The following is a 24,830-nucleotide window of genomic DNA, read 5'->3' on the forward strand; positions in this document are numbered from 1 at the left end:
CAGGACCACTGGTCGTTTTCCCTCAGCACCGCTCAAATCATATAACTTTTATAAATCAGTAAGTTAACCTTGTTATATACATATAAATTAAATATTTGCCCTATCTGAAATCGCCGACTAGATTCATTTCCTGACAGCGATGACAGGTTTTCGCCTACGCTGAAAAAAGTACAAAACCTAGAACCGGTAACAACCGGTCAAGCCTGCGAGGAGCATCTGATGACGCTTATGATTCGTGGCGCCACCCTGATTACCCATGAAGAAAGCTACCGCGCCGATGTCTTGTGTGCCGACGGCGTGATCAAGGCCATCGGCCCTGACCTTGAAGTGCCGGCCAGCTGTGAAGTGCTCGACGGCAGCGGCCAGTACCTGATGCCCGGCGGCATCGACCCGCACACCCACATGCAACTGCCCTTCATGGGCACCGTGGCCAGCGAAGACTTCTACAGCGGCACTGCCGCGGGCCTGGCCGGCGGTACCACCTCGATCATCGACTTCGTGATTCCCAACCCGCAGCAATCGCTGCTCGAAGCCTTCCACCAGTGGCGTGGCTGGGCCGAGAAGTCGGCCAGCGACTACGGCTTTCACGTCGCCGTGACCTGGTGGAGCGAGCAGGTGCGCGAGGAGATGGGCGAGCTGGTGCGCCTGCACGGGGTCAACAGCTTCAAGCACTTCATGGCCTACAAGAACGCGATCATGGCCGCCGACGACACCCTGGTCGCCAGCTTCGAGCGCTGCCTGGAGCTCGGCGCGGTGCCTACCGTGCATGCCGAGAACGGCGAACTGGTCTATCACCTGCAGCGCAAACTGATGGCCCAGGGCATTACCGGCCCGGAAGCGCACCCGCTATCAAGGCCCTCGCAGGTCGAAGGCGAAGCCGCCAGCCGCGCCATTCGCATCGCCGAAACCCTCGGCACGCCGCTGTACCTGGTGCATGTTTCGACCCGCGAAGCCCTGGATGAAATCACCTACGCGCGCAACAAAGGCCTGCAGGTCTACGGCGAAGTGCTGGCCGGGCACCTGCTGCTGGATGACAGCGTCTACCGCCACCCCGACTGGCAAACCGCCGCCGGTTACGTCATGAGCCCGCCGTTCCGCCCGCGCCAGGACGGCCACCAGGAGGCGCTGTGGCACGGCCTGCAATCGGGCAACCTGCACACCACCGCCACCGACCATTGCTGCTTCTGCGCCGAACAGAAAGCCGCCGGGCGCGACGACTTCAGCCGCATCCCCAACGGTACTGCCGGCATTGAGGACCGCATGGCAGTGCTGTGGGACGAAGGGGTCAACAGCGGCAAGTTGTCGATGCAGGACTTTGTCGCCCTGACTTCGACCAACACCGCGAAGATCTTCAACCTGTTCCCGCGCAAGGGCGCCCTGCGCGTCGGTGCCGACGCCGACCTGGTGCTCTGGGACCCGCAAGGCACACGGACCATCTCGGCGGCCACGCACCATCAGCAGGTGGACTTCAACATCTTCGAAGGCAAGACCGTGCGCGGCATCCCCAGCCACACCATCAGCCAGGGCAAGCTGGTCTGGGCCAACGGCGACCTGCGCGCCGAGCGCGGCGCCGGGCGCTACATCGAACGGCCGGCGTACCCGGCGGTGTTCGACCTGCTCAGCAAGCGGGCCGAGCATTCCCGGCCGGTCGCTGTTAAGCGCTGAAGAGCATCGCGGGTCAAGTCGGGTCGCCGCCCCGACTTGACCCGCGATGGAAGGCAAAGCCTTCCCCAAAAAAAATAAAAAAATGAGGAACCCACCGTGATCGATTCCCTCAACCACCTCCCCCGACCGTCCGAGAACAACGCCACCCTCGCCGAACACTTCAGCGACCTGGCGCCAGCGTTGAACGCCCGCCAGGCCGCGCTTGAAGCCTCACGCTGCCTGTATTGCTACGACGCGCCTTGCGTCAACGCCTGCCCCAGCGAGATCGACATCCCCTCGTTCATCCGCAACATCCACCAGGAGAACGTCCAGGGCGCGGCGCAGAAAATTCTCTCGGCCAACATCCTCGGCGGCAGTTGCGCGCGGGTGTGCCCCACCGAGATCCTCTGCCAGCAGGCCTGCGTGCGCAACAACCACCAGGAGTGCGCGCCGGTGCTGATCGGCCTGTTGCAGCGCTATGCCGTGGACCATGCCGAGTTTGCCCAACACCCGTTCCAGCGCGCCGCCAGCACCGGCAAACGCATTGCCGTGGTCGGCGCCGGCCCGGCGGGGCTGTCGTGCGCCCACCGCCTGGCCTGGCACGGCCATGACGTGGTGATCTTCGAAGCCCGGGACAAAGCCGGCGGCCTCAATGAATACGGGATCGCCAAGTACAAGCTGGTCGACGATTTCGCCCAGCGCGAGCTGGACTTTGTCCTGCAGATCGGCGGCATCGAGATTCGTCACGGCCAGGTGCTGGGCGACAACCTCAGCCTGGCCGAGCTGCAACAGCAGTTCGACGCGGTGTTCCTCGGCCTGGGCCTGAATGCCGTGCGCCAGCTGGGCCTGGCCAACGAGGTAGCGCCGGGCATGCTCGCCGCCACCGAGTTCATCCGCGAACTGCGCCAGGCCGATGACCTCAGCGCCTTGCCGGTGGCCGACCGTTGCATCGTCCTCGGCGCCGGCAATACCGCCATCGACATGGCCGTGCAAATGGCCCGCCTCGGTGCCCGCGACGTCAACCTGGTGTATCGCCGTGGCGTCGAGGACATGGGCGCCACCGCGCACGAGCAACACATCGCCAAGGACAACCAGGTACGCCTGCTGACCTGGGCCCAGCCCGAACAAGTGCTGCTCGACGATCAGGGCCGGGTGCGCGGCATGCGCTTTGCCCGCACGCAGTTAAGCGATGGCCGCCTGCAGCCAACCGGCGAGACCTTCGAACTGGCTGCCGACGCGATCTTCAAAGCCATCGGCCAGGCCTTCGATGCCAGCGCCTTGAGCGACAGCAGCGGCCAGCAGCTGGCCCGCGACGGCGAGCGCATTCGCGTCGACGAGCAACTGCGCACCAGCCTGCCCGGCGTATACGCCGGCGGCGACTGCACCCAGCTCGGCCAGGACCTTACCGTCCAGGCCGTGCAGCACGGCAAGCTGGCCGCCGAGGCCATGCATGCGCACCTGATGCTCAATGTGGAGGCTGCATAATGGCTGACCTGTCGATCGAATTCGCTGGCATCAAGGCGCCCAACCCGTTCTGGCTGGCCTCCGCACCGCCCACCGACAAGGCTTACAACGTGGTCCGTGCCTACCAGGCCGGCTGGGGTGGCGTGGTCTGGAAAACCCTGGGCGAAGACCCCGCCGCAGTCAACGTCTCGTCGCGTTACTCGGCGCATTACGGGGCCAACCGCGAGGTCATGGGCATCAACAACATCGAGCTGATCACCGACCGTTCGCTGGAAATCAACCTGCGCGAAATCACCCAGGTGAAGAAGGACTGGCCAGACCGCGCACTGATCGTCTCGCTGATGGTGCCCTGCGTCGAAGAATCCTGGAAAGCCATTTTGCCGCTGGTCGAAGCCACTGGCGCCGACGGCATCGAGCTCAACTTCGGCTGCCCCCACGGCATGCCCGAACGCGGCATGGGCGCGGCGGTCGGCCAGGTGCCGGAGTACGTCGAACAGGTCACCCGCTGGTGCAAGACGTACTGCTCGCTGCCGGTGATCGTCAAGCTGACACCGAACATCACCGACATCCGCCAGTCGGCCCGCGCCGCCCATCGTGGTGGCGCCGACGCGGTGTCGCTGATCAATACCATCAACTCGATCACCCGCGTCGACCTCGAACGCATGGTTGCCCACCCCATTGTCGGCGACATGAGCACCCATGGCGGCTATTGCGGCTCGGCGGTCAAGCCGATCGCCCTGAACATGGTTGCCGAAATCGCCCGCGACCCGGCCACCCACGGCCTGCCGATCTGCGGTATTGGCGGCATCGGCAGCTGGCGTGACGCCGCCGAGTTCGTCGCCCTCGGCTGCGGCGCGGTGCAGGTGTGCACGGCGGCGATGCTGCATGGCTTTCGCATCGTCGACGAGATGAAGGATGGCCTCTCGCGCTGGATGGACAGCCAGGGCTACCGCAGCCTCAAGGAGTTCCAGGGCCGCGCCGTGGGCCACACCACCGACTGGAAGTACCTGGACATCAACTACCAGGTGGTGGCCAGGATCGACCAGGCGGCATGCATCGGTTGCGGGCGCTGCCACATCGCCTGCGAAGACACCTCGCACCAGGCCATCGCCAACCTCAAGCAGACCGACGGCAGCCACCGCTACGAGGTGATCGACGCCGAATGCGTGGGCTGCAACCTGTGCCAGATCACCTGCCCGGTACAGGACTGCATCGAGATGGTCCCGCAGGACACTGGCAAGCCGTTCCTCGACTGGCTGCATGACCCGCGCAACCCCTATCGCGAAGCGTCCTGAGGCATAAGGTTACGACCTTGGCGCTGCAAAGCGCCAAGGTCGCCTTGCTCACAAGGCTACTCGGGCTCGAACTCAAACAACGTAGGCTTGCCGTTGATCAGCTCAATTCGGCCAACCTGCCACCGGTTGGCTTCGAGCTGAACAGGCTTGGGATAAAACGTGTGTACATTCGTGCCCAGTGTGACTGTGCAGCAGACATGTTCGGCGGTGAGCTCGCCAACCTTGGAATAGTTGGTTACCACGATATCGTAGCGCCTGTAGTACCAATAAGAGATATCGATGACCTCCATTCCCGGGCCCGTCATTACATCCTGGACAAGACGGGCGTAAGGCGACCTTTCCAGATCGCCCCTGTTTGCGTAACTCACGCTTGGCTGTTCATTGAGCGACGCCTGCGGCATGTTCAGGGCGACATCCAGATCTCCGAGTGCGGCGCTCCAGCTCAGGCATACTTTTCCTGCCCGGCCGCTTGTAAGTTGAGGGCCAGTGTCTTTTGTTAGTGTTTGTGCAGCAACGTCAAGCGTTTCAACGAATAGTGCGTTTTCGATCTGGGTGGCCAGCTTCGGCTGTAGACGCTCCATTTCTGCAGTCGCTTCGCCGATGTAACGAATGCGGCTGACTGCCAGGACTTCATTGGCCGCCACAAGAGCGGCGTGATCTGCCGGACCGTGATTGACCACGAACACATCCGCCTGCGGACAACTGCGCGCATAGTCATCGGCGGCAACGGTAAAGTTGCCGCGGCTGGCGTTCAGGTAATGTTTGCACTCAAGGACAAAACGGGTGTTGCTGTTACGGTCGCCGGCAGAATCGACGCGCAGGATGCGAAAGTCCGGTTGAATACCGACTTTGCGTTTTTTACTGGTCCCTACCAGGTCGGAGCGCAACTCTGCCCAGACATCATACTGCTCACCCTGCCACTGGTAAGACGCCAGCCGGCTACCCCCAAACGCGAAAGACAAGACCCCATTTGCATCGGGATGGAATTGCAGGCTTTCGGTACGCCGCGCTGCAGTTTGCAGCAGAACGCTGCCAACCCATACGGAATAGAGCTCGTGGCGCTTGCGCCATAACGGCAGGTTGAGCAGGTCAAGCAACTCCTTGCGGGTGCGATCGACCCATTGCTCGCGTGTTGTCAGTGCGTCGAGTGTTGGTGTGACGCTCGCCACAATATCCTGGGGGGCGAGCCTGCCCTGGCGGACTCCCTCGACAATCGACCTGAGGTAGAACTCGATTCCGGCATCTACCTGATCGTGGGTTGCCGAGATCCGTGCACGATCCACTTCTGACAAGCTGGGCAACCGAGAGGCCATTAGACCATCCCTGCTTGAAGCCATGCTCCCACACCAGCTTCTAAGATCATTCAGCAATTGCGCAAGACGCAGCACTACATGATCAAATTCGGCATGCTGAGTAGCCGGCATAGGCAGCACCTGGGGAAACCCCTCGCATTTCGTGCTGCCGCCCCCCGGCACAAACGATTTCAAGCTATTCCTTAATTCCCAGAGCTGAACGGCCGAAGCTAACTCATACCGCGAAACCAATACCCTTTCCAGCCGCTCAACACTCTGACGAAATGCCTCCAGCGTCGACTTGATAGGATTGCTCACATTCTTGAAGCGAAAAGACACGCTCAGCGGCTGCTGCCCCTGCGCCTCAGCCAGGGCCAAGGTCTGCAGGATATCCTTCATCATCACACCGAAATCGCGCTGGGAGGTCAGTACGGCCACCAGCAAGGTCTCGACGCTGACCTGAGCCAAACCACTGCGCGCATCTGCCTTCAACAGGGCCTCCACCGATGGGTGAGCAACCAGTGAAGGTACCGACGCCAGCAGCGCCTGCTGTACCTGATGGTCAAACTGTACATTACGCCCCGGACGCCGCTTCAGCTTCAGTTCAATACCTGCGCCACTGAGCAGCTCGCGCCACAACGCCTGAGCGCTCACTACCGTGAGTCCATTCATGGTGGTTCCTGTAGATTCGGTTCAAGTGGGGTACCGCGGTTTCAGCGTAGATCACTGCGCCGGTACAGGCTCAAGCCCACTGCCAGCGCCGCCAGCATGCCGGCGCAACTGCGGTTGATCCACTGCATGGTGCGCGCCGAAAAGCGCCGCATGGCGTGCCGCCCGCCATAGGCGTAGACGGCCATCATCAGCCCGTCGATCGCCGCGCTGGTGATCGCCAGCACTAGGTACTGCTCGGCCACCGGTTGCTCGGGGCGAATGAACTGCGGCAGGAACGCCGAGAAGAACAGCAAGCCCTTGGGGTTGGACAAGCCGACGAACAAGGCCCGCAAGAAGGCCGAACGCCCCGTGGCGCCAGCGCTCACCGTACTACGTTGCAAGGCCCCGCTCGGCGCCCGCCAGAGCACCCAGGCCAGGTACAGCAGGTACACCGCGCCCACCCACTTGACCACGCTGAACAGCTGATCCGAAGCCTGCAGCAACGCCCCCAGGCCACAGCCCACCGCCGCAATCAACACCAGGTCGGAGAGCATCGCCCCGGCCATGCCGAAACCGGCCACGCGCATGCCGTGGGAAGCGCCATTGTTAAGGGCCAGCAGCATCGCCGGGCCGGGGGTGATCATCACCGCGCTGGCGGCGATAACGTAGAGCAGCAGGGTCGAGGCTTCCATGGCGGGCTCCGCGGGCAGAAAGGCCCAAGCATGCCTCGGCCAGACTGATCATGGCAATCGTGCCATCCCGCGAATGCCTATATCATGACGGTTACAGGAATATCCCCGCGAGGAAGGAATCGTCATGCTTTACCGCCTGGGCGCCGATGGTCTGGTGCTGTTTCACTTGTTGTTCATTGTCTTCGTGCTGTTTGGCGGTTTGCTGGTGCTCAAATGGCGCGGTGCGATGTGGTGGCATCTGCCGGCGATGAGCTGGGGCATGGCCGTGGAGTTCTTGCACCTCACCTGCCCGCTCACCGAGTGGGAAAACCGCCTGCGCCAAGCCTCGGGCCTGGCCGGTTATGAAGGCGGTTTCATCGAGCACTACATTTGGCCGATCATCTACCCGGCGGGGCTGACGCCTGGCATCCAGCTGGTGCTCGGCTCGGTGGTGGTGCTGGTCAACGGCCTGGTCTACCTGCGCGTAATGCGCCAGTGGCAGGCGCGGCGTCAGCAGCGCATTGCCTAGCGTGTAGCAACGATAAACAGGCGCGGGAACGGCAGCAACACCGTGCCATCGGCGGCAGGCGGATACGCCTGCTCCATCGCCTGCAGGTAATACTGCAGAAAATCTGCCTGCTCCTGGGCATCCAGCGCCGCCAGATACGGCCGCAATGCCGAGCCCTTGAACCACTCCACTACCGCCGGCGCGCCGCCTGCCAGCGGGTGGTAATAAGTGGTGCGCCAGACGTCCACGCGCCGGCAATGGGGGCTGAGCACATCGTAGTAATAGGCCGCAGTGTGCCGTGGCGGCAGTTTCAGGTCACCGACCTTGCTGGCCCAGCTGCCCAGTTTGGCGATCTCGCGAAGCTGGCGGTGGGCCGGTTCGTCGAGGTTGTCCGGGGTCTGGATCGCCAGGCTGCCACCGGCCCTCAGTTGACGTACCAGCTGCGGGTACAGCAGCGCGTGGTCGGGCAGCCATTGCAGCGAGGCGTTGGCGAGGATCACATCGACACCCTCATCGACGCTCCAGCTAGCGATATCAGCCACTTCGAAGGCCAGCTGCGGCAAACGCTGGCGGGCGGCGGCGATCATGTCTTCGCTGCTGTCCAGGCCGGTCACCTGCGCCTCGGGATAGCGGCTGGCGAGCACTTGCGTGGAGTTGCCCGGGCCGCAGCCCAGGTCCACGGCGCTGGCGACTGTGTGGTTGGGCAGCGCCGCCACCAGGTCGCGCACCGGGCGCGTGCGTTCGTTCTCGAAGGTGCTGTATTGCGCAGCTGACCAGGTCATCGCAGGTTCCTTTAGTGGCCTTGGGAAATCGAGCGTGTCCTAGCATGCCGGTTACCCGCCGATTAAGAAACCTCGTACAGCAGCGCCGCCAGTTTGCGCCCGGCAAAACGCAGCTGCGCATCGCTCAGGGCGGTGAAGCCGATCATCACCGCAGGCCGCAGTTGCACCTGCTGGCAGAAGCTGCCGATCGGTTGCAGTTGCAGGCCCTGGTCGGCGGCGCGCTGGCAAAAATCCTGCTCATCCGCCCCTACCGGCAACCACAGGACAAAGTGCAAACCGGCTTGCTGGCCGCTGACCTCATAACAGCCCGGCGCATGCTCGGCCAGGCAGGCGAGCAGCAGGTCGCGGCGCTGCTGATAGGCCTGGCGCGCCTGCCTCAGGTAGCGTACGAAGCTGCCATTGGCCAGGTACTCGGCCAGGCCCAGTTGCTCGGTAACCCCGACCGCGCCGCCGGTGCCCTGCAGGGTCGAAAGCAACGGTGCGCGCAGGCTCGCCGGCACCAGCATGAAACCCACGCGCAGGCCGGCGAACAGGGTCTTGTTGAAACTGCCGCAGTAGATCACCCGGTCGCCGTGATCCAGGGCCTTGAGCGCCGGCAGCGGTGCGTTGTTGTAGTTGAATTCACTGTCGTAGTCGTCTTCGACGATCCACGCCTCGGCACGCTTGGCCCAGTCCAGCAGCATCAGCCGCCGCGACACCGACAGGGTCACGCCCAACGGCGACTGGTGCGCCGGGGTCACGCAGGCCAGGCGGGCATCCAGGTGACGCTCAAGCGCTTGCGCGTCGATGCCCTCGGCGGTTACCGGCACCGCCACCACCTGCGCCCCGGCCCGCGCAAACAGCGACCTGGCAGTGCGGTAGCCGGGGTCTTCGACGCAGGCCTTGTCGCCCGGGCGGATCACACTGCGCGCCAACAGGTCGATGCACTGGCGAATGCCGCTGGTGACGATCAAGTCCTGGGCAGTGCAGCGGATGCCGCGATAGCGGCGCAGGTAGTCGGCGATCTGCTCGCGCAGGGCCGGCAGCCCGGCCGCATCCGGCGAGCTGAGCAAGGCTGCCGGCGCTGTCGCCAGGGCCTTGGCCAGCGCCTGGGACCAGGCCTTGAGCGGGAACAGCGCCGGGTCGGCCAGGCGCGCGACAAACGGCACACCCACCTGCACACCGGCGCCGCTGGCCGTGCTCGGTGCGCTGAGCGGCTGGCACGCCGGCGCCGCTGCCGGCTCACTGCCAGCAGCGATAAAGGCGTCAGGCACCACTGCACACACCCGGGTACCGGAGCCGGCCACCCGGTTGACATAGCCCTCATCGCGCAGACGCTCGAACACCAGCTCCAGGGTGCCCCGCGACAGCTGCCAACGCTCGGCCAGGGCGCGCGTCGAGGGCAAGCGGCTGCCGGCCGCCAGGCGCTTGTCGAGGATCGCATCGCGCAGGGCGGCATAGGCGCCTTGCTGCTTGCCCTGGGCCAATGCCGTGGGCAGCGGGAGATCGAGGGCGATGGCGGCTTTGCCTGTGCGCATAGTGGTCCAATCAGGTTTGTTCTTAATGGCGCTGACGATTAAACCACATTGGCCGCTAAGGTCTGCGCATCGATCACAAGGAACCGTTCAATGCCCACCCCCTCCTCGCCCGGCCCGCGAACCTGGCTTCTATTGCTGCTGATGATTGTCTGCCTGCCGCGGGTGGCCCTGGACATCTACCTGCCCGCCCTGCCCGACATCGCCATCGCCCTGCACGCCAGTGATGCCCAGTTGCACCTGACCCTGACCCTGTACATGCTCGGCTACGCCCTGAGCATGCTGATCAGCGGCCCGCTGTGCGACCGTTTTGGCCGCCGCCCGCTGTTGCTGCTCGGCGGCACGATCTACCTGCTGGCAAGCCTTGCCTGCAGCCTGGCCAACAGTGTCGAGGTGATGATTGCCGCGCGCCTGTTCCAGGCCCTGGGCGGTTGCTGCGGGGCGGTGATTGGCCGGGTGATGGTGCGTGATCACTTCGACCGCCAGCAGCAGGGCCAGTTGCTCGGCTACCTGTCGATGGGTATGGCGCTGTCGCCGATGATCGCGCCCGTGCTGGGCAGCCTGATCGAAACCGGCCTGGGCTGGCGCTGGATCTTCCTGCTGCTGACCTTGAGCGCTGCCCTGAGCCTGCTGCTGATCGCCCTGCGCCTGCCGGAAACCCGCCCGCCGCAAGTGGACGGGCAGCGTCAGCAACCGGTGCTGAAGGTCTACCTGCGCCTGCTCGGTGACGGCTACTTCATGCGCTATTCACTGGCGATTGCCTGCGTTTACTGCACCTACTTCCCGTTCATCGCCGAGTCCTCGACCCTGCTGCAACGCCGCCTGGGCCTGAGTTCGGCGCAGTACGCCGCGGTGTTCGCCGTCACCGTCGGTGGCTACCTGGTAGGCTCGCAGCTGTTTCGCCGGCGCAGTGGCCGCTACAGCGTCGATGCCTTGCTCGGCCAGGCCCTGGTGCTCAACCTGGCTGGCGCGCTGCTGCTGATGCTCGCCACCCGGCTGTGGCCCGACGCGCTGCTGGCGATCGTCCTGCCGATGCTGCTGATCATGCTCTCGGTGGGCCTGGCCATTCCGGCCTGCCAGTGGGCGGTGCTGCAGCCTTATGCGGCCATCGCCGGCAGCGCCTCGGGGTTGTTCTTTTTCATCCAGATGGCCTTCACTGCACTGTGCAGCCTGGTCATCGGCCAGCTCTCCGATGGCAGCGCCGGGCCCCTGGCCGGCATGACTGCGCTGGCCAGCCTGGCCTTTGCCCTGGTGCTCAAATGGCTGCGCAGCGAAGCGATGACGCTCAAGGCCGGTTCCGGCTAACATGGGCGATTACCTCACCCGCCGGAAGCCTGCCATGAGCCTGACCATCCGCCCCGCGCGGCGCGAAGACGCCGCCCAGATCCTCGCCTTCATCACCGAGCTTGCCGACTACGAGCGCGCCGTCCACGAAGTAATCGCCTCCCGGGCCGACATCGAACGCACCTTGTTCGACGACGGCGCCAAGGCCCTGAGCCTGATTTGCGAGCGCGACGGCCAGGCCATTGGCTATGCGGTGTACTTCTACAGCTACTCGACCTGGCTGGGGCGCAACGGCATTTGCCTCGAAGACCTGTACATCACCCCCGAGCAACGCGGTGGCGGTGCCGGCAAGCAGTTGCTGCGTCATATCGCCGTCGAAGCCCTGGCCAACGGCTGCGGGCGCCTGGAGTGGAGCGTGCTCGACTGGAACGAGCCGGCCATCCAGTTCTATAAATCCCTGGGCGCCCTGCCCCAGGATGAATGGGTGCGCTACCGCCTCGAAGGCGCCGGCCTTGAGGCTTTCGCCCGCGGTTGAATGGCTGGGCAAGTGCGGCGCGATCGGCTAAGGTGCGCGCCTTGCCCTTACCTCGCCTTGCCAAGGAATGCACTGAATTGAAGGCCCTCTTTCGCTCCTTCCCGTTACTGTGCCTGGGCGCTGCCCTGGCGGCCTGCAGCGCCACCCCCGCCGACCCGGTCAGTTTCAAGGAAAATGACCTGTATGGCCTTAAAGACCCCAGCGGCAAGGTCATCGTTGCGCCGTCCATCGAGCTGCAACCGGTTTACCACGAAGGCATGGCAGCCGTTCGCATCAACAACAAATGGGGCTACATGGACCGCAAGGGGCAGTTGCTCATCCCGACCCTCTACAAGCGCCCCGGGCCGTTCAGCGATGGCCTGGCAGGCGTCTGCCTGACGTATTCCGAGTGTGGCTACATCGATACCCGGGGCCGCACCGTGGTGCCGTTCGAGTATGACTGGGTAGAGGGTTTCGACGACGCCAAGGATGGCCTGGCGGTAGTCGCCAAAGGCAACCTGTTCGGCATGATCAACCGCAAGGGCGAGCAGGTGATCCCCCTGCGCTTCAGCTCGCGGCCCATTACCGAGAAGGGCTATGTGCTGCTGAACGACAGCGCCAGCAAAAAAAGCGGCCTGATGAACACATCCGGCAAAGTGGTGCTGCCTTTCGAATACGACGGCTTCGCCTACAATACCTGGGGCGGACGGCTGATCAACGACAATCTGCTGAGCGCGGCAAAAGAAGGTAAATGGGGCTTTATCGACCTTAAGGGCAAGGTGGTCCTGCCCTATATCTATGACAGACCCGGTTTTTTTCGCGACGGCCAGGCCATCGTACAACGCGACGGCAAGCACTACCGGATCGACCGCAAGGGCAACGAAACGCCCTTGGAATACGAGCCATTGAAGCTACCCTGAGAGTATTTCCAATGATGTAAGCCTGGTGCACAGGAGTGCTGCCCATGGTCGTCAAAGCCAATAGCCAGACCTTCACCATCCTCGCCCAGGACCCGGCGGTGCGTGATGCCCGCGGCCAGTTGCTGTTCGCCCGGGTCAGCGTGCCGCTGGAAACCCTCGGCCTGGGCCCCACCGGCTACCGCCTGAAGGTGGTCGACTTCGACGCCTCGCGCAACCAGCTGTACCACGCCCACTCCTACCAGCAGGACGCCACCAGCGGCGCGATGATCGACCCCTTCGACTCGCCCGGCGAGGCGCTGCTGGGCAACCCGGCGTTCCACTGCCAGCACGTCTACGCGGTGGTCATGCGCACCCTGGCGCGCTTCGAGATGGCCCTGGGGCGCAGGGTCGGCTGGGGCTTCGAGGGCCACCAGTTGCATGTGGTGCCGCATGCTTTCGTCGAGGCCAATGCCTTCTACTCGCGGGCCGACCGCGCCTTGATGTTCGGCTATTTCAAGGGCCTCGACGGCCAGCACGTGTTCACCTGCCTGTCCCACGACATCGTCGCCCACGAGGCCACCCACGCGATTCTCGACGGCCTGCGCGGCGGCTTCATGAATGCCTCGGGGCCCGATCAGGCAGCCTTCCACGAAGGCTTTGCCGACGTGGTGGCGCTGCTGTCGGTGTTTTCCCTGCGCGAAATCATCGAGTACGCCCTGACCAATGGCGGGCGTATCGAGCTCACCGTACAGGGCGATCGCCGGCTGCTCAACGGCGACCAGCTGAGCCCGCAAAACCTTGCCGAGTCGCTGCTGTTCGGTATCGGCGAAGAGTTCGGCCAGCAACTCGAAGGCCTGCGCGCCAATGCCCTGCGCCGCTCGGTGATGCTGCCGCCGTCGGCGGATTACCTGAGCGACGAGCAGTTCGCCGAAGCCCACAACCGTGGCGAAGTTTTCGCCGCCGCCATGCTTCGGAGCATGCTCGCGCTGTGGGTGGCGCGCCTGGGCGAGCTGGGCAATTTTGGCGACAACCTGTACAACCTGCGCGAAGTGGTTGAAGAAGGCGCCAAGGCCGCCGACCAGTTGCTGACCATCGCCATCCGCGCCCTGGACTACTGCCCGCCGCTGGACCTGGAGTTCGGCGACTACCTGGCCGCCCTGCTCACCGTCGATGCCCAAGTGGCCCCGGACGATTCGCGCTACGACTACCGGTTGATCATCCGCACCACCTTCGAAGCCTTCGGCATCAATCCGCCGCCAGCGCGCACCGACAGCGACGGCTGCTGGCACGGCTTTGCCGACAACGGCCAGGTGCAATACCGCAACAGCCACTTCGACTCGATGCTGCGCGACGACGAAGAGGTGTTCCGTTTTCTCTGGGAGAACCGTGCGGTGCTGGGCATCGACGAGCGCGCCTACACCGAAGTGGTGTCGGTGCGCCCGAGCATCCGCCTGGGCACCGACGGCCTGCTGCTGCGCGAGAGCGTGTGCGAATACATCATGAAGGCCAACATCTTTGGCGCCGAGCTCAAGAGCGTGTGCAACATCAGCCCGCGCCCGGCCTGGATCAAGACCACCGACGCGCTCACCGTCTATGGCGCCGGCACGCTGATTTTCGACCAGTACGGGCGCATCAAGTATCACGTCCAGCGCCCGCTCAACGACGGCCAGTGGCAATTGCGGCGCTTGAGCTACCTGGCAGGTCTCGATACCAGCGAGCTGGACCTGCGCAACCCGTTGGCGCAACTGCACCGCCAGCGCGCCTGGCAGGTCGGCCCGTTGCGCGAGGAGCAAGCATGAACCCGACCAGCCTGACCCTCTATGCCTACCAGGTCGGTTTTGGCGACTGCTTTTTGCTGCGTTTCAACTACCCCGGTGACGTACGCCGCCATGTGCTGATCGACTTCGGCTCCATGGGCATGCCCAAGGGCGTTGCCCAGGGCCAGCGCCTGCTGGCAATCGCCGAAGACATCAAGGCCAAGTGTGCGGGCAAGCTCGATGCGGTGGTCGCCACCCACCGGCACGCCGACCATATCAGCGGCTTTGCCAGCAATCGCGCCGGCACGGCCAGTGGCGATGTTATTCGCAGCCTGGCACCTGAGCTGGTGCTGCAACCCTGGACCGAACAGCTGGAGCTGGCCGAAGACGCCATTGCCCCCGAGCAACCGGGCCTGCGCGGCGCGCGCAGCATGGCCCAGACCCTCAAGAGCATGAATGCCCTGGCCAGCGCCGTGGTCAAGCTGCTCGACCAGGGCAAGCATGGGTTGTCCGCAGAGCTGGCCAGGCGCCTGGGGTTTATCGGCGAAGACAACATCTCCAACGCCAGCGCGGTGAACAACCTGGCGAGCATGGGCAAGCGCAACGCCTATGCCTTTTTTGGCAGCGAAGATGCCCTGGCCGAACTGTTGCCCGGTGTGCGTACCCATGTTCTCGGCCCGCCCACGGTCGAGCAGAGCGCCTCGATCCGCAAGCAGCGCAGCCGTGACCCGGCCGAGTTCTGGCACCTGCACCGGCAACTGGTCGATGCCCAGGTCACTGCGCCGGACGACGACCCCGGGCCCTTTGCCGACTACCCGGCGACCCGTGGCAGCAAGCTGCCGATGAGCACCCGCTGGATCGCCCGGCGGGTGCGCGAAGCCCGTGGCGAGCAGTTGCTGCAGATCGTCACTGCGCTGGACAAGCAAATGAACAACACCAGCCTGATCCTGCTGTTCGAGGTGGCGGGCAAGAAGCTGCTGTTCCCGGGCGATGCGCAGATCGAGAACTGGAGTTACGCACTGAGCCAGCCGGACATTCGCGCGTTGCTGGCAGACGTCGACCTGTACAAGGTCGGCCACCACGGCAGCCTCAATGCCACGCCCAAAAGCCTCTGGGGCGGCTTCAACAAACGCGGCAAGGCTGGCATGCCACAACGCTTGACCAGCGTGCTGTCGACCATGCCCGGCAAGCACGGCAACCCCGAGGCCGGCACCGAAGTGCCAAGGCGGCCGTTGCTGGAGGCGCTGGGCAAGGAGAGCGAGTTGCACAGCACCGATGGCTTGGAGCCGGGAAGCTTGTACGAGGAGATCGAGTTCAGCTTTTGACCGCTGGCTTGCCAGCGATGCTTTTGATCAGGGCTCAAGCCCGATCCCCCTGAGGATCACACTGGTCACCGTCTGTACCGCCCGTTCGAACTGCAGCTCCGACAGCGGTTGGTGATCGTTGAGCAGCCCGACCTGGTGGCTGAAGTCGGCGTAGTGCTGGGTCGAGGCCCAGATCATGTACAGCAGGCCCGAGGGCTCCACCGCCAGGATCCGCCCGTCCTCGATCCACTGGCGGATCTTCGCTTCTTTCATTTTCGCCCAGTCGTACAGCGGGTCGTCCAGCGCCGCGCCGAGGTTCGGCGCACCATGGATGATCTCGTTGGCCCAGACTTTGGAGCCATGGGGCCGGGTGCGCGAATGGTTCATCTTGGCTCGGATGTAGCTGCTCAGCACGATGCGCGGATCGTCATACAGTTCAAAACACAGGGCATCCTGCTTCCACACATCGAGCAGGCCGAACAGCACCGCCTGGTACAGCTCGGCCTTGGTGCTGAAGTAATAGTGCACGTTGCTGCGTGGAAGCTGCGCGGCCTCGGCGATGTCGGCCATGGCGGTGCCGGCGAAGCCTTTTTCGGCAAAGACCTTTTCCGCTGCCAGAAGGATGTTGTCAACGTTGCGTTGACGAATGCTGAGCTTGTGCTGGGCCATGGCCGAATCCGTTGCGACTGACCCTGCAAGGCTACCACTGCCGGAGCATTCGTGCGCTGCAAGCAAAAAGCTTGTGCGGCAACGGGCATTTTTCTGCGCGGGCACAGTCGCAATACTGCACGTCTTGTTATCAACGCTCGCACCGGAGGAACCCGCTCATGACTATTCCCGCCCTTGGCCTTGGCACCTTCCGCCTCAAGGATCAGGTAGTGATCGATTCGGTGGCCACCGCCCTCGAACTCGGTTACCGCGCCATCGACACCGCGCAGATCTACGGCAACGAAGCCGAGGTCGGCCAGGCCGTGGCCGCCAGCGGCATCGACCGTGACGAGCTGTTCATCACCAGCAAGATCTGGACCGAGAACCTGGCCGCCGACAAGCTGATCCCCAGCCTCAAGGACAGCCTGCACAAGCTGCGCAGCGACTACCTCGACCTGACCCTGATCCACTGGCCATCGCCCCAGGGCGCAGTGCCGGTCAGCGAGTTCATGGGCGCCCTGGCCGAAGCGCAAAAGCAGGGCCTGACCCGGCAGATCGGCGTGTCCAACTTCACCATCGACCTGCTGCGCCAAGCCATTGAGGTGGTCAGCAAGGACGCCATCGCCACCAACCAGATCGAGCTGCACCCGTACCTGCAGAACCGCAGGCTGGTGGACTTCATGCACAGCCAGGGGATTGCCGTGACCTCGTACATGACCCTGGGCTACGGCAAGGTCCTGCACGACCCGGTGATCAAGCAGATCGCCGCGCAGCACGGCGCCACCCCGGCGCAGGTGACCCTGGCCTGGGCCCTGCAGCTGGGTTATGCGGTGATCCCGTCCTCGACCCGGCGCGAGAACCTGGCCGGCAACCTCAAGGCCCGCGAACTCAAGCTCAGCGCTGACGACATGGGCAGGATCGCCGCCCTCGACAGCGGCCTGCGCCTGACCAGCCCCGAGAGCCTGGCGCCAGCCTGGGACTAACCGCGGTCGGTGCAGACCCGGGCCAGTTTCAGGTACTGCAGGCTGTGTTGCCGGCCCGCGGAGTCGACATAGACCATGCTGGCCAGCACCACCTCGCAGGTGTCGCTGGCCGGTTCGCTCAGCTGCAGCACCCGGGCGACATCCACGGGCATGCCATAGTGATAGACCGGCACCGGTGTGGCGGCCTGGGCCGTCGCCGCCAGCAACAGGCTCAAACCCGGCAGATAACGCAGGCTCATGGTGATTCTCCTGTGCACGCAAGCGGTTCGCCGCAGTGCCGGCGAACCTCGACCCGTTGAGTGTGGCGCGCTGCGGGCATAGGCGTTGCACCAGGGGATCAACGGCAGCGAATCAGGTAACCTGAACGCCAGACAAACGCCTGCGGATACGCCCCTCACCATGGAACTCCACATCAGCCTGCAGGGCCGCAAGGGCCTGGCCGAGCAGCTTTACCAGCAGTTGCGCGACGGCATTGACAGCGGCCGCCTGGCGGCCGGCACGCAACTGCCCCCCAGCCGCCTGCTGGCCGAGCAACTGGGGGTGTCGCGCAAGACCGTGGCCGAAGCCTATTCGCGCCTGACCTACGACAACCTGCTCAGCGGCCAGGTCGGCAAAGGCAGCTTTATCACCCCTGCCGCCACCCGCAACCCACCACCCAGTACCAGCATCCCCCTGGCCAGCGCCGCCACCCTGGCCAAATGGCAGGCCCGGGCCAACCCGCTGGCTGACCTCAAACTGCCGATGTTGCGCTACGACTTTATCGGCGGCGCCTCGAGCAAGGTGCAATTCCCCTTCGATGACTGGCGCCGCTGCAGCCAATACGCCCTGCGCCAGATCCGCCACAGCAGCGCCCGCTACAGCGCCCACCAGGGCCTGCCGGAGTTGCGCGAGGCGATCGCCCGGCATATCGCCTTCGCCCGCGGCGTGCGTTGCAGCAGCCAGGACGTGGTGGTCTGCAACGGCGCCCAGCAAGCCCTGGACCTGATCACCCGGGTGCTGGTCGAACCCGGTTGCCAGGTGGCCATGGAAGACCCCGGCTACACCCCGGCGCGCCAGTTGTTCCTGGCCCAGGGCGCCGAGCTGCAATGCGTGCCGGTCGACGCCGAGGGCATGTGCGTCGAGCAGATCGCCGAGGGTACGCGGCTGATCTACGTCACCCCCTCGCACCAGTTCCCGCTGGGCATGCCGATGAGCCCGGCGCGCCGCCAGGCCTTGCTCGAACGTGCCGCCGCGCTGGGAGCGATCCTCATCGAGGACGACTACGACAGCGAGTTTCGCTATGAAGGGCGGCCCACCGACTCGTTGCAAAGCCTCGACCGCCACGGCCTGGTGGCCTATGTCGGGACCTTCTCCAAAACACTTCTGCCGGAGCTGCGCCTGGGTTACTGCATCGTCCCCGAAGCGCTGCGCGAGGCGATCTGCATCGCCAAGCAACTGACCGACTGGCACACCCCGACCCTCAACCAGTGGGCGCTGGCGCAGTTCATCAGCGAAGGCTCGCTGCAAAAGCACATCCGCCGCGTGCACGAGGTCTATGCCGCGCGCCGCGAATGCATCCTGGCCCGCCTGCAGGGTGACCTGGCGCCCTGGTTCGAGGTAGTGCCGGCCACTGCCGGTTATCACCTGAGCGCCCTGGCCCGGGGCGAGCTGGATGTCGAGTTTCTGATCAGCATGGCGCGCAAGGTCGAGGTCGGCCTGTATTCACTGGCGCCCTTCCATGCCCGCGTGCCGGTGCGCCAGGGCCTGCTGCTGGGCTTTGGCGCCATCGAACGGCTGGACATCGACCCGGCCCTGGACCGCCTGCGCGACGTGCTCCAGGCCCTTGACTGATTGGCCTCCTGACAAAGGGCAAAATTGGCTATTCGAGTACGCCGTACCTGGCGCTAAGGTAGCGCCATCGCCGCCTGTGGCGGACCTTAGCGGAGAGCAGCAATGAGCAATCGTATCGAATGGGCCAAACACTCGCCTGAAGCCTACAAAGCCATGGTCGGCCTGGAAATGGCCCTGGGTAAATCGGGGCTTGAGAATTCGCTGCTGGAGCTGGTGCGCCTGCGTGCTTCGCAAATCAATGGCTGCGCCTACTGCGTCAACCTGCACGCCAACGATGCACGCAAAAGCGGCGAAAGCGAAGCGCGCCTGCAGACCCTGAGCGTCTGGGACGAAACCGAATTCTTCAGCCCGCGCGAGCGGGCGGCGCTGGCCTGGGTCGAAAGCCTGACCCGCCTGCCCGACCAGCGCGCCCCGGAGCACCAGTACCGCGCGCTGCTCGAACACTTCAGCGAAGCCGAAGTGGTCAACCTGACCCTGGCCATTGCCACCATCAACGCCTGGAACCGCTTCGGCGTCGGCTTTGCGATGATTCCTGGCTGATCTGTGTTTGGACACAGACTGTGGGAGCGGGCCTTGCAGTGTTTCAATCAGCCCGCCGGGGTCGGCATCACCGGCGGCGTGTACTGCAAGGTGGTGCCGAGGATCCACAGCAGGAACAGCACCAGCGGCACGTGCACCAGCAACTGCACGAACGAGAAGCCGATCAGGTCGCGCGCCTTCAGGCCCAGCACGCCCAGCAGCGGCAGCATATAGAAAGGGTTGATCAGGTTCGGCAGCGCCTCGGCGGCGTTGTAGATTTGCACCGCCCAGCCCAGGTGGTACTGCAGGTCGTTGGCCACCAGCATCACGTACGGTGCTTCGATGATCCACTTGCCGCCGCCCGAGGGGATGAAGAAGCCCAGCACCGCCGAGTACACGCCCATCAGCAAGGCATAGGTGTCGTGGGTGGCGATCTGTACGAAGAAGGTCGAGATGTGGTGCGCCAGGCTCTGCGCATCGGCGCCCTGGACCTGGGTCAGGATCGCCGCGATCGAGCCGTACAGCGGGAACTGGATCAGCACCCCGGTGGTGGTCGGTACCGCACGGGCCACGGCATCGAGGAAGCTGCGCGGGCGCCAGTGCAGCAAGGCACCGGCCATGATGAACAGCAGGTTGTAGGTGTTCAGCCCGGAAATCGCGGTGATCGCAGGTTTGGTCGAAAACTCGTTGTACAGCCAGCCAGCGGCCAGCGCCACCAGCAGCAGGATCAGGATCGGGCTGTACTCCAGCCACTCGCCCGGGCGGGTGCGCTGCGGTGTTGGCGGTGCCGAGAAGCTTGGGTCGACGCCGCAGGCTTCGGCGCTGCGGGCGCTGTTGGGGCCCGGCGCAGTGGCATAGGCCACGACCAGCGAAACCACCACCAGCGCGGCGAGCATCACCCCCGACTGCCAGAGGAAGATGGTCTCGGTGAACGGGATCACCCCGGTGATCGCCAGGATCGACGGCGGCAGGCTGGCCGGGTTGGCCTGCAGTTGCGCGGCCGAAGACGACAGGCCCAGGGCCCACACCGCACCCAGGCCCAGGTAGGCGGCGGCACCGGCGGCGCGGTAGTCCATTTTAAGGTCGGTGCGCCGGGCCAGGGCGCGCACCAGCAAACCGCCGAACACCAGCGACAGGCCCCAGTTGAGCAACGAGGCGACCATCGAGATCAACGCCACCCAGCACACCGCCGAACGACCGTTGTTGGGGAGGCGCGCCAGGCGGTCGATCAACTTGACCGCAGGTGGCGAGCTGGCCACCACGTAACCGCCGATGACCACGAAAGCCATCTGCATGGTGAACGGGATCAGGCTCCAGAAACCGTCACCGAAGGCCTTGGCGGTATCGGTGGGTTTGCCGCCCATGGCGAGGGCAGCGACCGACACCAGCACCACGGCCAGGGCGGCGAACACCCAGGAGTCGGGGAACCAGCGTTCGGCCCAGTTCGAGCAACGCAGGGCAAAACGGGCGGAGCGGCTGTCTTGGATATCAGCGGCCACGGGATTTTCCTTTTATCGTTATTTTTCTGGAACAGCCAAAAGCCCCATCGCGGGGCAAGTCGGATCGCCGCACCGCCGCTCCCACAAATACCTGTAGGAGCGGGCTTGACCCGCGATGGGGCCCGAAAGTACGACTCAGAAGGTCATTTCTTTAACATCATCCGCCACAATCAGCTTGCCCGCGGTCTTTTCGATGATCTCTTCAACCGTCACCCCCGGCGCAGTCTCGCGCAGGATGAAGGCGCCGTTCTCGATCTCAAGGTATGCCAGGTCGGTGAGCACTTTGCGGATGCAGCCGGCGCCGGTCAGCGGCAGGCTGCAACGCGGCAGCAGCTTGGACTCGCCGTCCTTCGAGGCGTGGGTCATGGTGACGATGATGTTGTCGGCACCGGCCACCAGGTCCATCGCCCCGCCCATGCCCTTGACCAGCTTGCCGGGGATCATCCACGAGGCGATGTTGCCTTGCACGTCCACTTCAAAGGCGCCGAGCACGGTGAGGTCGACGTGACCGCCGCGGATCATGGCGAAGGATTCGGCCGAGTTGAAGATCGAGGCGCCGGTGCGGGCGGTGACGGTCTGCTTGCCGGCGTTGATCATGTCGGCGTCCAGCTGCGCTTCGGTGGGGAATTCACCCATGCCCAGCAGGCCGTTTTCCGATTGCAGCATTACGTCCATATCGGCCGGGACGTAGTTGGCCACCAGGGTCGGGATGCCAATGCCGAGGTTGACGTAGTAGCCATCCTTGAGTTCACGGGCTACACGTTGGGCCATTTGTTCGCGGGTAAGTGCCATGGTCAGGATCTCTTTATTGTTCTGGGGTCGGGTCAGGCTTTGACGGTGCGTTTTTCGATACGCTTCTCGAAGGTGCCGACGATGACCCGGTCGACATAGATGCCCGGGGTATGGATTTCGGTCGGCAGCAGCACGCCCGGCTCGACGATCTCTTCGACCTCGACCACGGTGATCTTGCCGGCGGTGGCGGCCAGCGGGTTGAAGTTCTGCGCGGTGTTGCGGTACACAACGTTGCCGTAGTGGTCGGCCTTCCAGCCCTTGACGATGGCGAAGTCGCCGGTGATGGACTCTTCAAGGATGTACTTGCGGCCGTTGAATTCGCGCACCTCTTTGCCTTCGGCGACCGGGGTGCCGTAGCCGGTGGCGGTGAAGAAGGCCGGGATGCCGGCGCCGCCAGCGCGCATTTTCTCGGCCAGGGTGCCTTGCGGGGTGAGTTCCACTTCAAGTTCGCCGCTGAGCAGCTGGCGCTCGAACTCGGCGTTTTCGCCCACGTAGGAGGCAACCATCTTGCGGATCTGGTGCTCTTCAAGCAGCACGCCCAGGCCAAAGCCGTCGACGCCGCAGTTGTTGGAAACCACGGTCAGGCCCTTGACGCCACGGCGCTTGATTTCGGCAATGAGGTTTTCCGGGATGCCGCACAGGCCGAAACCACCGGCCAGTACCGTCATGTTGTCGGTCAGGCCTTCAAGGGCCTGTTCATAGGTTGCTACGCGCTTGTCCAGTCCGGCCATGCTGATCCGCCTTTTGTAGTTGTTGATCCGACAGGGGTGTCGGCGAGCGTTTGAACCATCTTCACCCCTGAGCACTTATTTGTTAATTTTGTTTTTATGATCGATTGATTAGCTTTTCAAAAGAATAGCCTAGCCCGATGAACGTCAAACAGCTGCGCGCCTTCGTCACCGTCGCCAAATACCAGAGCTTTGCCCAGGCTGGCGAACACCTGCACCTGTCGCAGCCTGCCCTGAGCCTGACCATCAAGGCCCTGGAGGACAACCTAGGCGGCGCCCTGCTCAGCCGCACCACCCGCAGCGTCAGCCTGACGCCTGAGGGCGAGGTGCTGCTACCGCTGGCCCGGCAATTGCTGGCCGACTGGGACAACACTGAAGAATTGCTGCGCCAGCGCTTTACCCTGCAGCTTGGGCGGGTGTCGATCGCCGCCATGCCGGCCTTTGCCGGCAACCTGCTGCCGGCGGCGCTGAAGGTGTTCCGCCAGCGCTACCCGCGGGTCAACGTCACGGTGCACGACGTCATCAACGAACAAGTGCTGGAACTGGTGCGCCACCGCCGCGTCGAACTGGGCATCGGCTTCGAACCCGAAGCCAGCGAGCCGCTGCGCTTCACGCCGCTGTACCTGGACCGCTTCGTCGCCGTGGTGCCAGCCGACTCGCCGCTGGCGCAACAGCCAAAGGTAAGCTGGCGTGAACTGCTGGGCGAAGACTTCATTGCCCTGCAACGCCCTTCGGCGGTGCGCCTGCTGCTGGAGCAGCACCTGGCCGCCGAACACGGCAAGCTGGCGGTGGCCTTCGAAAGTCATCAGCTGTCGACCATCGGCCGCATGGTTGCCAACGGCCTGGGCGTCAGTGCCGTGCCGGCGCTGTGCATCGGCCAGATGCAAGAGCTGGGTGCGCGTTGCGTGCCGCTGGTAGAACCGAGTATAGAACGGCGTATTGGCGTGACCCTGCTGGCCGACCACAAGCTTTCGGCAGCGGCGCAGGCGCTGCTGGAGGTGCTGCAGGAGTGCAACGCCGGCAACCTGCTATGAACTGCCGACTCACTCAAGGCAGATCGGCGACATAGGTCACTTGCGTCACACCGTTGACGATGCTTGCCGACGCATAACCGCCTGCCTTGATTCGTGCATCAACCGATTCATGCACCAGCAATGCGTTGGGCAATACCCGCGGGTAAGGCTGGCGTAACGGCGGCATGGCGCCAATGACCAGTTTGCGCCTGCCCTTGCTCCACACCAGCCGCGGGACCCATTCGGCGATTCGCCAGGCACGGTTCATCGAGTCATGGGATTGCGCCAGAGGGTCCGGGGCTACGCCGGCCAACGGGTTCAATTGTGCCTGGCAGGCCTGGGCGTCCAGGGCCAAACCTGCGGCACCGGCCTGGGCGAACATCCAGCGCAGGGCCACCAGGGCCAACTGCGACTCGGCAACCGCATAACCGCCACCGACATCACAGTGCACGCCGCGAAAAAACACCTCTTTGACATCGGTCGGATCTGTCGGCTTGGCCCGCCACAAGTGCTGGCGAAAGAAGCAACGACGCTCATCAAGCGACACGGCATGACGCACCTTCGCCACACTTGGGTTGCTGGCGGTAAAGGGAATACTGACCGGGTCATAGATCCAGCCCAGGGATTTCACCGTGTCGAACAGGCCAAGAAAGCTGATCTCCAGGTCGCGGCCAAACGTCTCCTTGAACTGGCGCTGTAGAGCAAAATCAGGGGTCTTGTCCTGGTCTCGGGCCAGCAGCATGGACCAGGCATAATCGAAAAGATGAGTCTGATGGGCCGGCGCCAACCCCAGCCCATGCACCAGGGCGGCGAGCACCCTGGCCGCGTAAGCGCCGCGCGAGAAGCCGAAAACAAACACCTGGTCGCCCGGCTGATACTGCTCGGCAAGAAAACGATACGCCCCTTCAACATTGCGCTTGAGCCCCCAGCCGAAGGCCAGGCCAAAGATCCGCGCCGGCAGTTTCTGCCATTCGAACAGGGTTTCCTTGAGGCCGAAGGTACCGACGCCCTGATCATAGTAAGACAGGACTTGCTGCGGGTCAGGATTGAGTGCCCGCACAAGGCGCAGTATATGCGTCGGTTGCTGACTGAAACGGTTGTTGGTGCCGTCCAGGCATATCACCAGTTGCCGCGCCATGTGCAGAGCCTCCTGTGCTGACGCTTTGACTATAGGTCAATGATGCTTTATCGCCATCAGCTGCGTTGCAACAGCTATAGTCAGCACATCACGCGCAGTCG

General features: G+C 64.0%; 23 protein-coding genes. 13 read left to right on the forward strand and 10 right to left on the reverse strand.

The window, feature by feature from the left end:
• The first annotated feature begins 219 nt into the window (after window positions 1-219).
• From hydA to preA, 3 genes are all read left to right on the forward strand, one after another.
• Complete coding sequence (gene hydA, locus ACZ9A3_RS12730) at window positions 220-1,665, forward strand: dihydropyrimidinase (protein WP_476252712.1); 1,446 nt, start codon at window positions 220-222, stop codon at window positions 1,663-1,665.
• A 96-nt stretch (window positions 1,666-1,761) separates the two neighbouring features.
• On the forward strand, window positions 1,762-3,129 hold the full coding sequence (locus ACZ9A3_RS12735; RefSeq protein ID WP_476252713.1) for an NAD(P)-dependent oxidoreductase: 1,368 nt from the start codon (window positions 1,762-1,764) through the stop codon (window positions 3,127-3,129).
• A complete protein-coding gene (gene preA, locus ACZ9A3_RS12740; protein ID WP_476253330.1) occupies window positions 3,126-4,403 on the forward strand; it encodes an NAD-dependent dihydropyrimidine dehydrogenase subunit PreA in 1,278 nt (425 codons plus the stop codon). Before ACZ9A3_RS12735 ends, preA begins: the two co-directional genes overlap by 4 nt.
• Window positions 4,404-4,459: 56 nt before the next feature.
• Here the strand turns inward: preA and ACZ9A3_RS12745 are convergent, their stop codons facing one another.
• Window positions 4,460-6,367 carry a hypothetical protein gene (locus ACZ9A3_RS12745; protein WP_476252714.1) on the reverse strand — a complete coding sequence of 636 codons (1,908 nt, stop codon included), beginning with the start codon at window positions 6,365-6,367 and terminating at the stop codon, window positions 4,460-4,462.
• 41 nt (window positions 6,368-6,408) lie between these two features.
• The gene (locus tag ACZ9A3_RS12750; protein ID WP_476252715.1) at window positions 6,409-7,038 is read right to left on the reverse strand and encodes a LysE family translocator; all 630 of its coding nucleotides are present in this window, start codon (window positions 7,036-7,038) and stop codon (window positions 6,409-6,411) included.
• A 124-nt stretch (window positions 7,039-7,162) separates the two neighbouring features.
• Between ACZ9A3_RS12750 and ACZ9A3_RS12755 the strand changes: the two genes are divergently transcribed.
• Window positions 7,163-7,546: a DUF2784 domain-containing protein gene (locus tag ACZ9A3_RS12755; protein WP_093381611.1), complete on the forward strand. Its 384-nt coding sequence runs from the start codon at window positions 7,163-7,165 to the stop codon at window positions 7,544-7,546.
• Here the strand turns inward: ACZ9A3_RS12755 and tam are convergent.
• Together tam and pdxR (ACZ9A3_RS12765) are read right to left on the reverse strand one after the other, a co-directional pair.
• Entirely contained in the window at window positions 7,543-8,307 is a 765-nt protein-coding gene (gene tam, locus ACZ9A3_RS12760; protein WP_093381607.1) for a trans-aconitate 2-methyltransferase, read from the reverse strand. The genes ACZ9A3_RS12755 and tam overlap by 4 nt on opposite strands.
• 62 nt (window positions 8,308-8,369) lie before the next feature.
• Window positions 8,370-9,824, reverse strand: a complete 1,455-nt coding sequence (gene pdxR / locus ACZ9A3_RS12765; protein ID WP_476252716.1) for a MocR-like pyridoxine biosynthesis transcription factor PdxR — start codon at window positions 9,822-9,824, stop codon at window positions 8,370-8,372.
• A gap of 90 nt (window positions 9,825-9,914) precedes the next feature.
• Between pdxR (ACZ9A3_RS12765) and ACZ9A3_RS12770 the strand changes: the two genes are divergently transcribed.
• The 5 genes from ACZ9A3_RS12770 (at window position 9,915) to ACZ9A3_RS12790 (ending at window position 15,600) form a co-directional block, all read left to right on the forward strand.
• On the forward strand, window positions 9,915-11,126 hold the full coding sequence (locus ACZ9A3_RS12770; protein WP_476252717.1) for a multidrug effflux MFS transporter: 1,212 nt from the start codon (window positions 9,915-9,917) through the stop codon (window positions 11,124-11,126).
• A gap of 34 nt (window positions 11,127-11,160) precedes the next feature.
• Window positions 11,161-11,640, forward strand: a complete 480-nt coding sequence (locus ACZ9A3_RS12775; RefSeq protein WP_476252718.1) for an N-acetyltransferase family protein — start codon at window positions 11,161-11,163, stop codon at window positions 11,638-11,640.
• 77 nt (window positions 11,641-11,717) lie between these two features.
• Window positions 11,718-12,539, forward strand: a complete 822-nt coding sequence (locus ACZ9A3_RS12780; RefSeq protein WP_476252719.1) for a WG repeat-containing protein — start codon at window positions 11,718-11,720, stop codon at window positions 12,537-12,539.
• 44 nt (window positions 12,540-12,583) lie between these two features.
• A complete protein-coding gene (locus ACZ9A3_RS12785; RefSeq protein WP_476252720.1) occupies window positions 12,584-14,317 on the forward strand; it encodes a gluzincin family metallopeptidase in 1,734 nt (577 codons plus the stop codon).
• Window positions 14,314-15,600 (forward strand): ComEC/Rec2 family competence protein, encoded by a 1,287-nt coding sequence (locus ACZ9A3_RS12790; RefSeq protein ID WP_258593865.1) that lies wholly within the window; start codon window positions 14,314-14,316, stop codon window positions 15,598-15,600. The genes ACZ9A3_RS12785 and ACZ9A3_RS12790 overlap by 4 nt, the downstream gene beginning before the upstream one ends.
• Window positions 15,601-15,627: 27 nt before the next feature.
• Here the strand turns inward: ACZ9A3_RS12790 and ACZ9A3_RS12795 are convergent, their stop codons facing one another.
• Entirely contained in the window at window positions 15,628-16,248 is a 621-nt protein-coding gene (locus tag ACZ9A3_RS12795) for a TetR/AcrR family transcriptional regulator (protein WP_045194080.1), read from the reverse strand.
• 158 nt (window positions 16,249-16,406) lie between these two features.
• Between ACZ9A3_RS12795 and dkgB the strand changes: the two genes are divergently transcribed.
• Window positions 16,407-17,210 carry a 2,5-didehydrogluconate reductase DkgB gene (gene dkgB, locus ACZ9A3_RS12800; protein WP_476252721.1) on the forward strand — a complete coding sequence of 268 codons (804 nt, stop codon included), beginning with the start codon at window positions 16,407-16,409 and terminating at the stop codon, window positions 17,208-17,210.
• Here dkgB and ACZ9A3_RS12805 read toward each other — a convergent pair.
• On the reverse strand, window positions 17,207-17,449 hold the full coding sequence (locus ACZ9A3_RS12805) for a DUF2790 domain-containing protein (protein ID WP_045194082.1): 243 nt from the start codon (window positions 17,447-17,449) through the stop codon (window positions 17,207-17,209). The two genes, dkgB and ACZ9A3_RS12805, sit on opposite strands and share 4 nt — an antisense overlap.
• 160 nt (window positions 17,450-17,609) lie before the next feature.
• On the opposite strand from ACZ9A3_RS12805, the gene pdxR (ACZ9A3_RS12810) reads away from it, so the two are divergent.
• Entirely contained in the window at window positions 17,610-19,040 is a 1,431-nt protein-coding gene (gene pdxR, locus ACZ9A3_RS12810) for a MocR-like pyridoxine biosynthesis transcription factor PdxR (protein ID WP_213604041.1), read from the forward strand.
• A 102-nt stretch (window positions 19,041-19,142) separates the two neighbouring features.
• A complete protein-coding gene (locus ACZ9A3_RS12815; RefSeq protein WP_045194084.1) occupies window positions 19,143-19,580 on the forward strand; it encodes a carboxymuconolactone decarboxylase family protein in 438 nt (145 codons plus the stop codon).
• A 47-nt stretch (window positions 19,581-19,627) separates the two neighbouring features.
• Here the strand turns inward: ACZ9A3_RS12815 and ACZ9A3_RS12820 are convergent, their stop codons facing one another.
• From ACZ9A3_RS12820 to ACZ9A3_RS12830, 3 genes are all read right to left on the reverse strand, one after another.
• Window positions 19,628-21,058 carry a short-chain fatty acid transporter gene (locus tag ACZ9A3_RS12820; protein ID WP_195884437.1) on the reverse strand — a complete coding sequence of 477 codons (1,431 nt, stop codon included), beginning with the start codon at window positions 21,056-21,058 and terminating at the stop codon, window positions 19,628-19,630.
• A 135-nt stretch (window positions 21,059-21,193) separates the two neighbouring features.
• Window positions 21,194-21,850 (reverse strand): CoA transferase subunit B, encoded by a 657-nt coding sequence (locus ACZ9A3_RS12825; protein ID WP_045194086.1) that lies wholly within the window; start codon window positions 21,848-21,850, stop codon window positions 21,194-21,196.
• A 32-nt stretch (window positions 21,851-21,882) separates the two neighbouring features.
• Window positions 21,883-22,581 carry a CoA transferase subunit A gene (locus tag ACZ9A3_RS12830; protein ID WP_038994784.1) on the reverse strand — a complete coding sequence of 233 codons (699 nt, stop codon included), beginning with the start codon at window positions 22,579-22,581 and terminating at the stop codon, window positions 21,883-21,885.
• Between the two features lie 137 nt (window positions 22,582-22,718).
• On the opposite strand from ACZ9A3_RS12830, the gene ACZ9A3_RS12835 reads away from it, so the two are divergent.
• Window positions 22,719-23,612: a LysR family transcriptional regulator gene (locus ACZ9A3_RS12835; RefSeq protein WP_258593872.1), complete on the forward strand. Its 894-nt coding sequence runs from the start codon at window positions 22,719-22,721 to the stop codon at window positions 23,610-23,612.
• A gap of 13 nt (window positions 23,613-23,625) precedes the next feature.
• Here ACZ9A3_RS12835 and ACZ9A3_RS12840 read toward each other — a convergent pair whose 3' ends face one another.
• Window positions 23,626-24,729 (reverse strand): DUF2235 domain-containing protein, encoded by a 1,104-nt coding sequence (locus tag ACZ9A3_RS12840; RefSeq protein ID WP_476252722.1) that lies wholly within the window; start codon window positions 24,727-24,729, stop codon window positions 23,626-23,628.
• Window positions 24,730-24,830 lie beyond the last annotated feature (101 nt).

This window comes from Pseudomonas sp. TE4620 (assembly GCF_056279045.1).